Consider the following 14,709-nt stretch of genomic DNA (forward strand, 5'->3'; position numbering starts at 1 on the left):
CCCCGGGCTGTCGTGATTGATTGCGGGCGCCGATACCATCGCGGCTGAGCGGCGCTCAAGTGGGAGCCTGGACTTGATGCACGACAGACAGCGACCTAGGCACATCGCGTCACTCTGCGTCACAGATTGGAACCGTGCGAACTTGTCGCTCGATCTCGCGAGTGGAAGGATACCGTCGACCGTTCCTCATCGCAGCCGCTGTCGAATAGGACGAGTGCGACACTTCCGACCAAGTCCAAAGATGGACCGAAATGCGCGATGGGGACCTATGAGCCTTCTGACGAACGACATCCCCCGCAAACGTCGCTTTCGCGCCGGCATGGTGGGAGGGGGGCGTGGTTCATTCTTTGCAAGCCGTCATCGAACTGCCATGCGGCTCACCAATCGTTTCGAATTGGTAGCTGGCGCCTTCTCGTCCGACCGGCAGACCTGTCTTGAAGCCGGCGAGGCGCTTGGGGTGGCCGCGGGCCGCAATTACCTCAGCTTCCATGACATGGCGGCCTTGGAAGCGGCACGCGACGATGCGATTGAAGTCGCGATCATCGTCACGCCCAACCATCTGCATTTCGAACCATGCAAAGCGTTTCTCGAAGCTGGCATTCCTGTCATCTGCGAAAAGCCGCTGGTCCACTCGTCGCAGCAGGCGCGCGAGCTTCAGCGGATAGCGGCGGCAAATGACACGTTCTTTGCCGTGACATACACCTACACCGGCTATCCCATGGTCCGAGACGCGCGCGCTCGCATCCGCGCGGGCGAGATCGGGCAGGTTCGCTTCATGCATGTGGAGTATCTGCTCGAATGGCTGGTCAACGACCCGTCGAAGCTGGGCAAGGGCGGGATATGGCGCGGCGACCCAGCAAAGGCGGGACCGACGGGCGCGCTAGGGGATATCGGCACGCACGCTTTCAATATCCTCGAGTTTGTGTCCGGTCTCCGGTGCACCGCACTCAGCGCCAACCTGATGCGAACCGTCGACTCCTTCGGGTTAGACGACACTGACTTGATCCAGCTGGAATTCGAGGGCAACGCCAACGGCCTTTTGTGGTCCTCCTTTGCCGCTCCTGGCCATCGCAATGGCCTGCGCTTCAAGATCGTCGGCTCCAAGGCCACCATGGAATGGCGGCAGGAAGCACCGGAAACGCTCAGTGTCTTCCGGCTTGGCCAAGGCGACCTCACCTATCGTCGCGGAAACAGCGACCTCTCGGCCGACGCGAAACAGGCGACCAGCCTGCCGGCCGGCTCTCCCGAAGGCTACCTCGAAGCGCTCGCCGTCTTGTACAGCGACTATGCGACGGCGCTCGAGGCAGGACGTAACTGGCGAGAAGCGCTGCAGGTGCCGGTTTCCGATGTTTACGAAGGGCTGCGGGGTGTTCTGCTGTCCGAGGTCAGCGTCACGTCGTCAGCGTCGAAATCCTGGGTTGCGTTCCCAGCTTCCTGAAGCAGACAACCACCAAATGATTGGACTCTGCCCTCTCAGAGCCAAAACACATCAGGACTGAAAAAATGGATGACCTCTCTCGCGACGCTTACGCAGTACTCCTGCCCGCCTTTGACAAGGTTGAGTTCACACAAGCGTCGACGTCTTTCTTCACTGCCGGCGGCGTCGCTTCCCTTCTCGGTTCGACGCGCGAAGAATATGTGGCGCGGCGCATGTCGCCGGCCAGGCAGCAATCGGAAACGCCGCAGCTTCTCCTGGACTACCACGACCGTGCGCGGGCGCTTGCTGGCGACGTGCTGGTCGCAATCGATTACGAACTGGGAGGTGTCCACCGCCTCCACAACCTCGGACCCCAGCTTCCTCATCCGCGCGAAGTTCTGGAGATGAAGGAGACCGAGATCGAGCACTTCGGGGCAGAGGCCGCTCGCGCCGCCAGGTCCTGCGGCATCAACTTCTTCCTGGCGCCCGTCGTCGATCTGGTGACCGGAAGCAACCCGTGGCTGCGTGACCGCACCTTTTCCGCGGATAGCGACCTGGTCAGTCGCGCCGCGTCGGCATTCATTAGAGGCGTTCAGAACCAGGGAGTTGCGGCAACAGCAAAGCACTTTCCCGGGCATCCCCATGTGCCGGCCGACCCGCACGACAGCGCGACTGTGACGGTCACTGCTTCGCTGGAGCAGCTGAAACCCAATCTAAAGTGCTTCGACGCGGCCATTGCAGCAGGTGTGTGCGCCATCATGACCGGGCCCATACCGGTCGATGCAATCGATTCGTCCGAGCCTTCGTCGACTTCGGCAAAGGTAGTCGCGATGCTTCGCGGCGCCCACAGGTTCCGTGGCCTGATCGTCTCGGACGATCTCGATCTGCCCGGAACGTTGCGCGGCCGCACGGTTCCGGAAACCGCGGTGGCGTCGCTCAAAGCCGGCGTCGACCTTCTCCTGTTGGCGGGCGGGCCTCAGGTCGATGATGTGGCAAACAGTATCATCGCCAGTGTCCGCGCCGGCAAACTCGAACGAGACGTCGTTGCCCGTTCGGCGAGCGCGGTGCGCCGTCTGGCCGCGGATTCTGATCGGTCCTTGCAGGCTGCCTGAGCAACCACCGGTGCAAATGCGCATGCTTTTGCCGGATGCGATCGCTCGGTGCTGTTCTAGACAGATTAAAGTCGCGCGCCCAGAAATTCGGTCTCGATCCGGCGTTCGACCCAAGCGGCGGCCGCATCGACCAAATGGAGATGGAACCCATGTCAAAGCTCCCGGACTCATCCTTCCTGCACCATCTGGCCGATTTGGCGGATGCCGAGACCCTGCCCCGCTATCTGGTTGACCTCGCCGTAGAGACCAAGGTGAAGGCCGGATACAGGTTCGATCCGGTTACGGAGGCAGATCGCGAGGCTGAAATCGCGTTGCGCGCCGCCATAGTGAAAGAGTTTCCGGACCACGCCGTACTCGGCGAGGAATTCGGCGAGACGGGCGGCGGCAGCGACTGGCGATGGGTCCTAGATCCCGTTGACGGAACGCGACCTTTCATCTGCGGCATTCCGGTCTGGGGGACGCTCATAGGTCTAACCAATCGCGGCCACGCCGAGATGGGGATGCTCAGCCAGCCCTATATCGGCGAACGGTTTTGGGCCGACGCAACGGGCGCATGGCGCCAGCGCGCCGGCGAGCGAAAGGCGCTCAAGACGCGCAACATCGACAACCTTTCCGACGCCATTCTTCACACCAACTCGCCCGAGCATTTTCATGGTGATCTCAAGGCTGGTTTCGAGCGGCTGAACAGCGCGGTAAAGATGACCCGGTATGGCGGCGAATGCTACGCCTTCGCAATGCTGGCCGCGGGCCGGATCGATCTGTCGCTCGAGCCCTCCCTGCAGCCCTACGACATTGTCGCGCTGATACCGATCATCGAGAAAGCGGGCGGCGTCGTCACACGTATCGACGGTGGCCGCGCCGAAGAGGGAGGGCCGGTCTTGGCCTCAGCCACGCCTGCGCTGCATCGCTTGGCGCTGAATGAGCTTGTCGGCACGGCGTAGGCCGGCTTCACGAATAGTGTCAGACGACCGCCTCGTACCGTCAAGGCTTCGAGACTACATCTGGATCATATCGGACCCATCCCCGAGGTACTGTAGCACCTCCCTGGGAATGCTCGGATCACCTCTGTCGATCACTGTAAGCTCCTTGAGGTGACGGCGCTGGAGCAGGCCCGGCCCCTTGTAGTGCAAAGCGACCTTCGTTGAGTAGGGTTGACGAAAGGCATTGGCCGCGATGCCGCTGGCAATGCCGAACATGAACCGCTTGGCGTTTCGCTTGACCTGGGCATAGACGCCGAAGGTGAGCTCGTTGCTCTGAATCCCTTCGAAATCGGCTGTGAACAGCCTGTCCGCCACAGGGAAACTAAAGCCATAGTACTTAAAGACATATTCGGTTTTCCCCGGCTTATCGAAGCTCGGAAACCGCTCAATATAGTAATGCTGCAGAAATTTATCTGGTCTATACAGGCAGAACGCCGATTTTAGAATGAAACCCTTATAGATCGAGGAAAACTGGTAGCGATCATAAACGCCCAGGATCTCGGAATCCTGCACGGTGCTATCAAAAACAATGTTGGAAAGAAAATTCACAAACTCAGGCAGATGCCGGGCAGTGGACATCGCATGAAAAAAATTACCGTCGATCAACGTCCGAAATTCCTCCGGGTTGGAGAAAAGGATCGGAACGCTCAGTCCGAAGAAATTCGCGATCGTGCGCAGATTGGCGCTCGATGGCACATGGGCGCCGGACAAATATTTGTTAAATTGTTGCCGGTTGACGTTTAATTTGCGACAAACGGCTGCCACAGACCCGTGACGGTCGCAAAGGGTTCTCAAATTCGCCGCAAGCGCAGCATTCTCCCCTGCGAGGTGGTTCAATCTGGCGGCCTTCCCCAGTGACGCGAATAGACGCTCTGTGTACGCCACTTTAATTCAGAACTCAATCAGATGCGAAGTTGGCTCCGCGACGCGAATTCGCCCATACTTGGACCGAATAAGGAGCTCCCGGCATGGCAACTCACGGCAAGACGGGGTGGTCGGTTATGGGTACCGGCACCATCGCCACGGAGCAGATGGTCGCCGGGATCAGGGCGCAAGGGCATACTCCCTTGTGGGTGGTCAGTCGACGCAAACTGGATGCCGCGCATTTCGCCCAGGACTTGGATATCCCACAGTGGACAACCAACTTGTCAAGTGCCCTTGGCGACCCTGACGTCGAGTTCATCTATGTCAGTGCCCGAATACAGCGGCGGGCGCATTACATCACAGCCGCGGCGCAGGCTGGCAAGAACGTCCTTTGCGACGGTCCCATCTCCGAAAGCAGCAAGATGGCAGCCGCCCTGGTGCGCGTGTGCGATACAGCCGGCATCGTTCTTGCCGTGCATCACCCGTTCCGGGCTTCGGCGATCCACCAGACGATGCGCAGGTTGATCGTCGACGGCGAAATCGGCAAGGTGCAGTCGATCCTTATCACGCGCGAGGGACCATACAAGCCAACAGCCAAGCGCAGGAAAGACGATCTCGACGGCGACAGCGACATCTATCTCGACATGTCCGTCGACGACATCGACCTGGCTAGATTCCTCACGGGCGCAGAGCCTCAGGAAGTTTCCGCCCTCGGTGCGAATGAAGGCGGTGCTCCCAACCAGATTTCTTATGCATTCAAGCTCGACGATGGCAGCTTATTTCAATCGTTCGAGAGTTTCGCGATCATCGACATGGAAAGCATGGTCGTGGTCGCCGGCGATCGCGGCACTCTGATCGCTCATGGCACGCTGAACGGTAAGGCTTCGGGCACGCTCATGCGACGGCATGGAGCCAAGAATGAGCTCGTTCCTGTTCGTGACGGCGACTCCCACGTCGCGACTGTCGAGGATTTCGTCAGCGCAGGGGACCGAAAGATGTCCTGGCTGGCGCGAGGGTCGGATAACATCGCCGCCCTGCGGGCCGCCGAGGCGGTGGCCGCGGCATCTACAAAGCGCCGAACGATCGCACTTCGGCCGTAACCTGCAGAACCCGGCTGTCGAAATGACAGCCAAGCAGGTAGCTCCGCCGATCACTCGCTCCCGAAGCTCAGGCGGGCATCTTCCCTTCATACCCCATAGCGCGTGATATCTGGTCGGCGATCTCGGCAACGCGCCTGCCTGTCGAGGGAATATCCTCGTCGGTGACGCGCGCGATCGGCCCGCTGATGCTGATCGCACCGAGCGGGCGTCCGGCTTCATCGTAAACAGGGGCCCCGATACAGCGGCCACCTATCGCCGACTCTTCGTTGTCGACCGCATAGCCCCGCTCCCGTATAAGCGGGAATTCGCCACGCAGCTGGTCCAGGGTGATAAGGGTATTTTGGGTGTAGCGGGGTAACCCCGACGCCTTGATGAGCCTGTTGACTTCATGCGCATCCAGCCAGGCGAGTATGGACTTTCCCAAGGAGCTGGCGTGCCACGGATTCGTCACGCCGACTGACGCCCCCTGACGCAAGGTTTGCATGGCCTCGATACAGTCCACGACAACGAGCTCATCGCGCAGCCAGAGAGCGAAGCTGACCGTTTCGTTAAACTGCTCGTGCAGGGTTTCGAGATAGGGACGGGCTACGGTTCGTACATCCCTTCTATGGAGGGATTTCTGCCCCAGAATATAGAGCCCGATGCCCAGGACATAGCGGTTGCCGTTTACCTTAGCGATAAGGCCATGACCGACAAGACTGGAGACATAGCGCGACGTGGTTGGCTGGCCTAGCCCGACCTCGCGGGCAATCATCGACAGCGACATCGGCTGGTCCGCCCGTTCGAGAACGCGCAGAACGGCAACCGCCCGATCGACGGCGTCGAAACGGGCACTCTTCTGCTCAGCGGTGGCAAGGTCGGTGGGCAAGATCGCTCCGGCGAATCTCCATGACAATCGCCCTCTTGGTGCTCCAAGAAGAGGTTGCCGTCAATTAAGGCGCGGCGCGGCTTCCAACAACATCCTCGTGTAACGATGCTGCGGCGAATGGAGGACTTCGCTCGTTCGCCCGGCCTCAACGATGTTTCCGTCCTTCATGATTATGATGGACTGTGCAATTTCCGAGACCAGCGGCAGGTTGTGCGTTATGAACAACATCGCAAGGCCATCCTTTTTCAGATCGAGCAGAAGCTCGACGACCGCAGCCTGCACAGACACGTCGAGAGCCGAGGTAATCTCATCACAAACCAGGAGCTTCGGTTTCAACGCCAGCGCCCGGGCCACCGCGACGCGCTGACGCTCGCCTCCGGACAGATCCGCGGGATAGAGGTCGATTACTCTTTGCGGCAGTCGAACGCGGTCGAGCAGCGACCGGACCTCCGCGCCGATCCTCGTCTTGTCTGTCATCCCGGTCAGGCTAACGGCGCGGGCAATGCTTTGAGCAATCGATTCCTTGGGGTTGAGTGAGCGGTCAGGGTTCTGAAACACGATCTGCATGGCACCCAGATCAGCTTTGGAGCGGCTCGACACGGCGAAGGGCATCGAATGGCCTTCGAACAACAAGGTGCCGGTGGCATTGCCATGCAAACCCGTCACGCACCGGCCTGTCGTGGTCTTGCCGCTGCCGCTGCCGCCGACCAGCCCTACGCATTCGCCTCTGCCGACCGAGAATGAGATACCGTGGACGACCTCAACGTTGCCATGCGAGGCGCGCAGGTTCTTCACCTCGAGGACGTTCTGGAATTCAAGGGCGCTGTCGGTCGTATCATCTGCCGCAGGACCTGGGCTCTCGGCCACCAGTCGCGGTATGGCGTCGAGCAGCATGCGTGTATAATCGTCGCGCGGCTCAGCAAACACCTGCTTGCGGCCGCCCTGCTCGACAATCCTGCCAGAAAGCATGACCGCCACCCGGTCGGCGACGACGTTCACAACCGCAAGGTCATGGGTTACGTAGACCACGCTGGCGTTGCTGGACTTGACCAGCCTGGCGATGAGTTCAAGGATCGTCTGCTGGGTCGAGACGTCCAGGCCCGTCGTTGGCTCGTCCATCACGATCACCTGCGGAGACGTCATAAAGGCCATCGCAATGGCGATGCGTTGAAGTTGTCCGCCGCTCAACTCGAAGGGATAGCGTTTCAAAAACCGTTCATCATTGGGGAGGTCTACGTTGCGCAGAGCCTCGGCCAGCAACTGCTTCAGGCCAGGCCCCGAGTGACCATGCGCGGCAAGAAGCTCGGCCATTTGCTTGCCGATGGACATTCGCGGGCTGAAGCTGGTGGTCGGATTCTGTGGAACCAGTGAGACCTTGCCGCCCTGAAAGGCGCGCCTCTCGCGCCCCGAAAGCGAGAGGATGTCGGTACCGCCAATCGTTATCTTGCCCGACGAAATGCGCATTCCCGGTCGCGCAAAGCCAAGCAAGCTCAGCGCGACAGAGGTCTTGCCCGATCCCGACTCGCCGATGATGGCCAGGACTTCGCCGCGTTTGACGGCAATGGATACGTCGCTGACGATTTCGCGGCCGCTGAGATCGTGCATGAAAAGCGATTGCACGACGAGCGGAATTGCTTCGGCCATTTCAAATCTCTTTCGAGCGACCAACCGAGCGCGCAAAGCTGTCGGTCAGAACGTTGACGGCAACGGAGAAGACGGCAATCGCAAGCGCCGGTGCGATGGCGATCCATGGCGAGATGGTGATGCCGATTCGGTTTTCGCTGATCATCAGGCCCCAGTCGGCCGCCGGCGGCGGCAGGCCCAGACCCAGATAGCTGAGGGAGGCGTAAAGAATGATCGATCCGCAAAGCCGCACACCGAAGTCGGCTGTGACCGGCGTCAGCACGTTGGGAAGGATGTCGAGGAAACAGATCGCCGTCCAGCTCTCTCCGCGGGCGAAAGCCGCCTCCACGTACTCGTTCTTGGAAATATCCATCGTGATCAAACGCACGATGCGGAAGATGCGGGGAGAATGCAGGATGACGATGCCGACTATGACTGTTGGGAGGCTGGGGCCGGTCGAGGCGAGAAGCACCAGGAGGAAGATGGCCGGCGGCAAGGCGTAGATGACATCGGATATTGCGATCAGCACGACATCGAGAGGCCCTCGCCGCAGCCCGGAATAGATGCCGAGGGGCACGGCCACGATATAGGCCGCGACCGTCGCGCTCAGCGCGACAACCAGAACCGTCCTGCCGCCATAGAGGAAACGGCTGAAAGTGTCGCGACCGAGGAAATCGGTTCCGAGCCAATGCTCTTGAGTTATGGGCGCGAACGGAGCGCCGACAATTTCATCAAAAGCGTAGGGGCTGAAATAGGGTCCAAGCGTTGCAAGGGCGACGATAATCAGGACCAGGACCAGGGCGATGCGGGCGGCGGGCTTCGCCAGCGTAAGGCGCAGGACAGAGGTGGACATGGACCGATCTCCCCGGCTCAGTTCTTGCCGCTCGCTACGCGCAGCCTTGGGTTCAGGAGAAGGATAAGCGCTTCCGACACCAAGTTGATCAGCACGTAGGTGGCGGTGATAATCAGCGTGATGGCGAGCACTGTCGGCATGTCACGGTTGATCACCGCATCTGAAAGCGCGCTGCCGATTCCAGGCAGTTGGAAGACGGATTCTGTGACCACGACCCCACCTGCCAGCCAGGCCGCGTTCAACGCGATCGTCTGAATGGTCGGCGTGATGGTGTTGGGAAGGACGTGCCATATCAACACCCGCGCTGGACTAATCCCGCGTAGCCGCACCATGTAGATGTACTCGGCGCTCAGCACTTCGAGGGCCACTGCCCGAACCATGCGCACCACCTGCGCCAGTGTCGTGCCAAGCAGCGTCAGCACCGGCAAGATGAAGAGGCTGGATTGGGACGAAAGAGGCAGGCTGTCGTTGATCAGCGAGACCGGCGGCAACCAGCGCAAATAGACCGCGAAAAGCACGATCAACACTGTGCCAATGACGAACTCAGGCAAGGCAACCGTGACGATGGTCGGAACGGATATCAGGTGATCCGCCAACCTGTCTTTGTAGATCGCCGCGACAATGCCGAGGACGAACGATAGCGGTATCAGCAGGAGCAGCGAGGTGACCGTCAGCACCATGGTGTTGACGGCTCTAGGCCCGATCGCTTCCCAGACCGGCCGGCCCGATGGGATTGATCGTCCAAAGTCGCCAGTGAGGGCGCCTTCGATCCAGCTGAAATATTGCACGACCGCAGGCCGATCCATGCCGAACTCGCGCCTGAGCGCCTCGACAGCGGAGGGGTCGGCCTTGGCGCCGAGTGCCGCGCGGGCGGGATCTCCCGGCAGATATTGAGTCGCGGTGAAGACAACGACCGAGACAGCAAATAGCGTGACGAAAGCCAGGACTATTCTTGTCAGCAGAAGCTGAAGCAATGGCTTGTTCAAGGGCTATCACTCTTCATATGAGAGGAAGCCGCCGTGGCCCGATCGGCGCCACGGCGGCCTTGCTGCTTACGCGAGATAGACACCTTCGAATTGATAGTAGCCGAGGTTTCTCTGGGTCGAAGGAACGATGTTCTTGACCTTGGCGCTGGAGGCGTCGAGGAGATCGCGGAAGCCCCAGATGATGTAGGCCCCTTCGTTCCAGAGCACCTTCTGCGCCTCAACGTAATATTCGCGGCGTTTGGGGGCGTCGAATGTGGTTCTTGCCTTGCTGACCCACTTGTCGAACGCGTCGCTGGTCCAATCCGGTTCGTTCCAGTAAGCGCCGCGCGCATAGCCCTGGCCGAATTGGGATTCGAGGGTGTGCTGGCCCCAGTCCGAACTTCCCATCTGGGTCTTCTTGAAGTTCGGGCCGGAATAGTAGCTATCGGGCGGGACAACCATGAGCTCGATGTTCACGCCAATTTTCTTCGCCTGATTGGCGATGAGGGTGGCAGACGCCTGCATGCCTGGAGCGGCATCTGAAGTGTAAAGCGTGATTGACTGGCTGTTGTCGTAGCCCGCCTGCTTGAGCAGCGATTTTGCCTGATCCGGATCATATGTGCGTTGCGGGATTTCGGACGCATAGTCCGGATCCGTGATGCAGTGCAGATCGTTGCCGATCCTGCCATAGCCGGACAGCGCGTTGTCGAGCAGTTGCTGGCGATCGATCATCAGCCTGAAGGCCTGCCGGACCTTCACGTCGGTAAATGGCTTCAGGTTTGTCATCATGAACTGATCGGTGGTGGCGCCGCTCTTGGAGCGCAGGAGCACAAGCGCGGGATTGGCTTCGATGAGCCGCGCCAGGCTCCCGTCAAGCTGGGCCACAGCGTCGACCTGGCCGGCCACCAGCGCATTCATGCGGGCGGTCGGGTCGTTTATCGCGATGAACTCGACCCCATCCAGATAGGGTTGCCCTGCCGTGCGATAATTGTCGCTGCGTGCAAGTGTCACTCGCTGGCCGCGGGACCATGACACGAACTTGAAGGGTCCGGTGCCGATCGGCTTGTCGAAGTCGGTCGTCCCGTCCTTGATGAGGAACATCACTTTGCTGCCCAGCACTTGCGGCAGCAGGGCATACGGCTGCTTCAGCTCGATTTCGACGGTGCTGGCATCCAATGCGCGCACGCCTTTTGACTCCAGGAGCGGAGCCAGGTTGGGGTAGGCATCGGCTTTGTTGTCGGAATTGAGGATGTACTGGATGGTGTAGGCTACGTCCTTGGCGGTGAAGGGCGCGCCGTCGTGCCACACCACACCTTTCTTGAGCTTGATCTTCCAGATGTTGCCTTCACTGTTGTGGGTGAAGTCATCGGCCAGCTTGTTGTAGAGATTGCCGTCCTTGTCGAAGTCGGTGAGCCGATCGAAGATCGACTGGGCGACCGCGAAATCCATATCGCCGGTCGAGATGAAAGGGTTGAGCGACGACTTCGCGCCGGCTGCTCCAAGGCCGACCCGGAGCGTCCCTCCCCGTTTCGGTTCATCGGCAAGGGCCGGGCGAAGCCCAACCCCCGCAAGCACCATGCCCGTGCCCATCATCAAGCCTGTTTTCAATAGATCGCGGCGCCCGATAAGCGTCGGATCAGCGTTGGGGCGATTGATGTCCTTGTTCATGTCCACATTCCCTCTGTTTTGATTGTTTTGTTTGCTGGTTTAATCGACCACCGGACGGGCAGCCCCAGCCGATCCCGGCTCAGGCAAGCAGTCCGGCATGCTTGAGCGCCTTGATGATGTTGTCCTGATCCTCCTTGGCCAGGTTGCCATTCGGCAGGCGCGGTTCACCCACCTTGCGGCCCAGGGCATTGATCGCGAACTTGATGCGGGCGGGGAAATTCACGCCCTTGGTCATTTCGCGGGCGAGCGGTGCGATCTTGTCCGTGAGCCTGCGGCCGAGCGCGTAGTCGCCCGCTGCATGCGCGGCATGGATCTCCACATATTGCTTCGGGATGACGCTGTTGATGCCGGAAATCGAGGCCTTTGCCCCGAACAGGAAGCTCGCAATATTCACGCTGTCGGCACCAGCGGCGATGACAACCCGGTCTCCGACGGTCTGGACCAGCTCCGTCACGGGCTCCAGCGCCACTTCCTTCACACAGATGACCTCGGGCAGCTTGGCAATGCGCTGCATGACGGCCGGCGGGTTGAAGAAATGATTGTAGTAGATGATGGGAAGCGAGGTCGCCGCCCCGACATCCTGGATGAACTTGTCCAGCCCATCCCCGGACGGGGTATTGTAGATGGGCGGTCCAAGCATGAGAGCGCAGGCGCCGTTCTGCTTGGCGATTTGACCACGCTTTATCGCGTCGCGAGTGGTGGTCGTGATTATCCCGGCGATGACGCGCAGCTTGCTACAGGTTGTTGCGGTCTCCACCAGGATGCCGAGTTCTTCGGCGGAGAGTTCGTCCCCTGAACCGGTGCTGCCGCCGACCACGGCGAGCCTGATGCCCGCGCTCTCCATGAACTTCAGTTCGCCCTTGAACAGGTCAAGGTCCAGATCACCATCGGGTTTGAAGGTCGAAACGAGCGGGGGGATGATCCCCTTGATCTCGTCCTTTTGAAGCACAGTCGTCATTGCCAATCCTTATTTCATTCAGTGAAAGTCACTATTACTGAATGAACATCCCGTGAAGCGCCTCGCTTGTCAAGAGCGTTTTGCGCAGCGGGCTCGAACGACATTTTCGCAGCCAGGTTGTTGAAGGCCTCGGATGGTCGGCTATCGAGGCGGATCGCCGGTCTTTTGTTCATTGCAAGGCGTGAACGCGGACGATTGCCGGCTTCCGTTGGCCTGGATCCGCTTTGCGGGGCTCTGCACCAGAATGACCAAACTGGAAGCAGGCGAGGGAAAACGAGACGACGTCACGGTCCGGGCCACCGCCCGCGATGTCGCCGACGCGATGCCGTTCGCGCCAGGATATGAACGAAGCCCCGCGCCCGCACTTGCTCCTACAGGAAGTCGCGGCGGCCGGCTGTGCGGGTCCGCTGGTGTTATCAACCAGCCGACAAGCAACCGCCGCCGCGATGATGACGCGCACTATTCGAGAACCGATCGAAGTAGGAACCGGGCCGTTGCAGATGACGGCCGGGCATCGTCAATGAGTGCCGGCTCGACTATTGTCCGTTGCGCAGATCATCGATCTTGCCGACGGAAAGTTTGATGTCCGAGAAGACAGCGGTCGTCCCCTCGCCCGTGGGCGATTGAACCCCCATGCCGATATGGACGGGTCGCCTTGCAATGCCAGGCAGGGTGAACCAGCGCAGGAAGTTCCAATATTTGCCGTCGGCCGAAAAATGGAGGGCGATTGCTTCCCCATCGCTGTAGATGCGCAACCACACATGGTCGCCGGGATAGGCTGGACCGTCAGAATCGTCGGACGTCGTGCGCGTAACCACGCTGACGATGGTCGGCTTGCGCGCGGCAGAGAACTCGAAGGCGATCTTCGCCCAGTTGTCGCCGTCGCACTCGATGAAGAGGGCGCCACCGTCAAAGGGGGAGGCGAATTCGACGGATACCTTTGCAGACAATGCAAAATGCTTGTCTTCGACCTCGCCCACCAGTCGCGTGACATTTGCCATCCGGCTTTTGCCCCCTGGTGCGAAGAACCAATCGGTCTTTCCGTTGGCACGCAACCGCACCAGATCGCCCTTGACTGTCGCGTCGCCATTGTCCGTGCCCTCAACGAGTAAGCTGTCGAGTTTCATCAGTGCTTCCTTTCACTTACAGTTGCGTGCCAAGCGGTGCGCCGCTCTGATCATATCCACGCTTAAGCCCGAGAGCCTGCCACCAGCCTGGGCACTATCCAACGCAGTGGCGGTCGGCCCCTATGCAGGATCCAGCCTGGAATGGCCGACGGAGACATGGCTGATCCAGGGTCGCGACGGAATTGGAAGGCTGGTGAGTAAGCACGGCCTTTGTCAGCTGTCAGGGATGAAGTTCTATGGCCAGCCAGACCGAGTCGGTATCCGCGTAGTAGCGATGCCAGGGGTAGGTCCACTGGTTCTTGCCGGTAACCCGGCAAAATGGGTCGTGCGAATATCCGACAGGCATAACCACGTCTTCGTAAATCGTGGCTTCGTCGCGCAGTCGAAACTTCTGCATGCGTCCGCTGCCGTGGATCTGGGTATGCGTTTCCAGGAAAGGGTGCTCGTTGTGGATGAAGCAGTCCGTATCGCCCGGCGACCACCACAGGTTCAGCTTGAGGGTAAACGTCTGCGGCGATCCTGGGGCGGCACGTTCATTGGTGAAGACCAGCGGGTCGGTCGACACCGTACCGATCTCATCCTGCGACGAAATGAACAGCGGCGTATCGCGCGGAAAGCTCTTGATGCGATTGCCGAGCCAGTCCCAACCGCGAAACATGCAGCCGCCAAGATTGGTAGCTTTTCGCAATTTGAGGATAGCCGCTCGGTCCGCGGACTTGATTTGTCCGCCCTTCAGCCATGTCGACTTCCAGGCGGGCACGATTGCCGGATGCTCGTCCCCGGTGATCATGGCGCTGGGGCTGATGTTCACAACGACCGCGTCTTCAACGGCATAGTCGCGGACATCCTCCACGAGTTTGGCCAAGATGAAGTCATCGGCAAACGAAAGATCTCTCGTTTGGTTGGGCACGGTTTTGGTCCATCCTGAGGGTGACTTTCGCCATACCAGACCACAATGCGGCAGTTGGAAGAAGTGCGCGTTGTGACGATTCTTGTCGTGACCTGACGCCCATTATGCGTCGCCCTGCGAAGGCCTTCATACCCGCGATACTGGCACTGGCGCCATCTGCTTTCCAACCATCGCCCCGGACGGCCAAACCTGCCGGGCGTCCATGCCTGAGCCAAGGAGCGACGCCTCTCCCGGCGCGTCATGTTGCGTCTAAGTTCGCCATCC

The 14,709-nt window shown here is 60.0% G+C and carries 13 protein-coding genes; 4 read left to right on the forward strand and 9 right to left on the reverse strand.

All coding sequences use genetic code 11. The annotated features are described in order from the left end of the window. The first annotated feature begins 268 nt into the window (after nucleotides 1–268). The 3 genes from EN857_RS15435 (at nucleotide 269) to hisN (ending at nucleotide 3,470) form a co-directional block, all read left to right on the forward strand. Nucleotides 269–1,438: a Gfo/Idh/MocA family oxidoreductase gene (locus tag EN857_RS15435; RefSeq protein WP_128346048.1), complete on the forward strand. Its 1,170-nt coding sequence runs from the start codon at nucleotides 269–271 to the stop codon at nucleotides 1,436–1,438. A 65-nt stretch (nucleotides 1,439–1,503) separates the two neighbouring features. Further along, nucleotides 1,504–2,529 (forward strand): glycoside hydrolase family 3 N-terminal domain-containing protein, encoded by a 1,026-nt coding sequence (locus EN857_RS15440; protein ID WP_127308847.1) that lies wholly within the window; start codon nucleotides 1,504–1,506, stop codon nucleotides 2,527–2,529. A gap of 149 nt (nucleotides 2,530–2,678) precedes the next feature. Beyond that, nucleotides 2,679–3,470 carry a histidinol-phosphatase gene (gene hisN / locus EN857_RS15445; RefSeq protein WP_127308846.1) on the forward strand — a complete coding sequence of 264 codons (792 nt, stop codon included), beginning with the start codon at nucleotides 2,679–2,681 and terminating at the stop codon, nucleotides 3,468–3,470. A gap of 54 nt (nucleotides 3,471–3,524) precedes the next feature. On the opposite strand, the gene EN857_RS15450 is transcribed toward hisN, so the two are convergent. Beyond that, nucleotides 3,525–4,346 (reverse strand): helix-turn-helix transcriptional regulator, encoded by an 822-nt coding sequence (locus EN857_RS15450; RefSeq protein ID WP_127308845.1) that lies wholly within the window; start codon nucleotides 4,344–4,346, stop codon nucleotides 3,525–3,527. A 131-nt stretch (nucleotides 4,347–4,477) separates the two neighbouring features. Between EN857_RS15450 and EN857_RS15455 the strand changes: the two genes are divergently transcribed. Further along, nucleotides 4,478–5,473, forward strand: a complete 996-nt coding sequence (locus EN857_RS15455; protein ID WP_127308844.1) for a Gfo/Idh/MocA family oxidoreductase — start codon at nucleotides 4,478–4,480, stop codon at nucleotides 5,471–5,473. 67 nt (nucleotides 5,474–5,540) lie between these two features. On the opposite strand, the gene EN857_RS15460 is transcribed toward EN857_RS15455, so the two are convergent. The 8 genes from EN857_RS15460 to EN857_RS15495 form a co-directional block, all read right to left on the reverse strand. Then, nucleotides 5,541–6,341 carry an IclR family transcriptional regulator gene (locus tag EN857_RS15460; RefSeq protein ID WP_245493282.1) on the reverse strand — a complete coding sequence of 267 codons (801 nt, stop codon included), beginning with the start codon at nucleotides 6,339–6,341 and terminating at the stop codon, nucleotides 5,541–5,543. Between the two features lie 60 nt (nucleotides 6,342–6,401). Further along, the gene (locus tag EN857_RS15465; protein WP_245478095.1) at nucleotides 6,402–7,985 is read right to left on the reverse strand and encodes an ABC transporter ATP-binding protein; all 1,584 of its coding nucleotides are present in this window, start codon (nucleotides 7,983–7,985) and stop codon (nucleotides 6,402–6,404) included. A 1-nt stretch (nucleotide 7,986) separates the two neighbouring features. Continuing rightward, nucleotides 7,987–8,817, reverse strand: coding sequence for an ABC transporter permease (locus tag EN857_RS15470; protein ID WP_127308843.1), 831 nt, complete (start codon nucleotides 8,815–8,817; stop codon nucleotides 7,987–7,989). Nucleotides 8,818–8,834: 17 nt separating this feature from the next. Continuing rightward, nucleotides 8,835–9,803: an ABC transporter permease gene (locus EN857_RS15475; protein WP_127308842.1), complete on the reverse strand. Its 969-nt coding sequence runs from the start codon at nucleotides 9,801–9,803 to the stop codon at nucleotides 8,835–8,837. 66 nt (nucleotides 9,804–9,869) lie between these two features. Continuing rightward, a complete protein-coding gene (locus EN857_RS15480; protein ID WP_245478094.1) occupies nucleotides 9,870–11,450 on the reverse strand; it encodes an ABC transporter substrate-binding protein in 1,581 nt (526 codons plus the stop codon). 79 nt (nucleotides 11,451–11,529) lie between these two features. Beyond that, complete coding sequence (locus tag EN857_RS15485) at nucleotides 11,530–12,408, reverse strand: dihydrodipicolinate synthase family protein (protein ID WP_127308841.1); 879 nt, start codon at nucleotides 12,406–12,408, stop codon at nucleotides 11,530–11,532. Between the two features lie 536 nt (nucleotides 12,409–12,944). Next, on the reverse strand, nucleotides 12,945–13,535 hold the full coding sequence (locus tag EN857_RS15490) for a DUF1349 domain-containing protein (protein WP_128346046.1): 591 nt from the start codon (nucleotides 13,533–13,535) through the stop codon (nucleotides 12,945–12,947). Between the two features lie 220 nt (nucleotides 13,536–13,755). Next, nucleotides 13,756–14,400 (reverse strand): hypothetical protein, encoded by a 645-nt coding sequence (locus EN857_RS15495; protein ID WP_245493280.1) that lies wholly within the window; start codon nucleotides 14,398–14,400, stop codon nucleotides 13,756–13,758. Nucleotides 14,401–14,709: the final 309 nt, after the last annotated feature.

It is taken from the genome of Mesorhizobium sp. M4B.F.Ca.ET.214.01.1.1, assembly GCF_004791545.1.
Classification (GTDB): Bacteria; Pseudomonadota; Alphaproteobacteria; order Rhizobiales; family Rhizobiaceae; genus Mesorhizobium; species Mesorhizobium abyssinicae.

Coding starts and splice junctions, on each gene's coding strand:
- hisN (WP_127308846.1), top strand. CDS start 2,679: ATGTCAAAGCTCCCGGACTCATCCTTCCTGCACCATCTGGCCGATTTG.
- EN857_RS15470 (WP_127308843.1), bottom strand. CDS start 8,817: ATGTCCACCTCTGTCCTGCGCCTTACGCTGGCGAAGCCCGCCGCCCGC.
- EN857_RS15490 (WP_128346046.1), bottom strand. CDS start 13,535: ATGAAACTCGACAGCTTACTCGTTGAGGGCACGGACAATGGCGACGCG.
- EN857_RS15485 (WP_127308841.1), bottom strand. CDS start 12,408: ATGACGACTGTGCTTCAAAAGGACGAGATCAAGGGGATCATCCCCCCG.
- EN857_RS15465 (WP_245478095.1), bottom strand. CDS start 7,985: ATGGCCGAAGCAATTCCGCTCGTCGTGCAATCGCTTTTCATGCACGAT.
- EN857_RS15455 (WP_127308844.1), top strand. CDS start 4,478: ATGGCAACTCACGGCAAGACGGGGTGGTCGGTTATGGGTACCGGCACC.
- EN857_RS15435 (WP_128346048.1), top strand. CDS start 269: ATGAGCCTTCTGACGAACGACATCCCCCGCAAACGTCGCTTTCGCGCC.
- EN857_RS15480 (WP_245478094.1), bottom strand. CDS start 11,450: ATGAACAAGGACATCAATCGCCCCAACGCTGATCCGACGCTTATCGGG.
- EN857_RS15440 (WP_127308847.1), top strand. CDS start 1,504: ATGGATGACCTCTCTCGCGACGCTTACGCAGTACTCCTGCCCGCCTTT.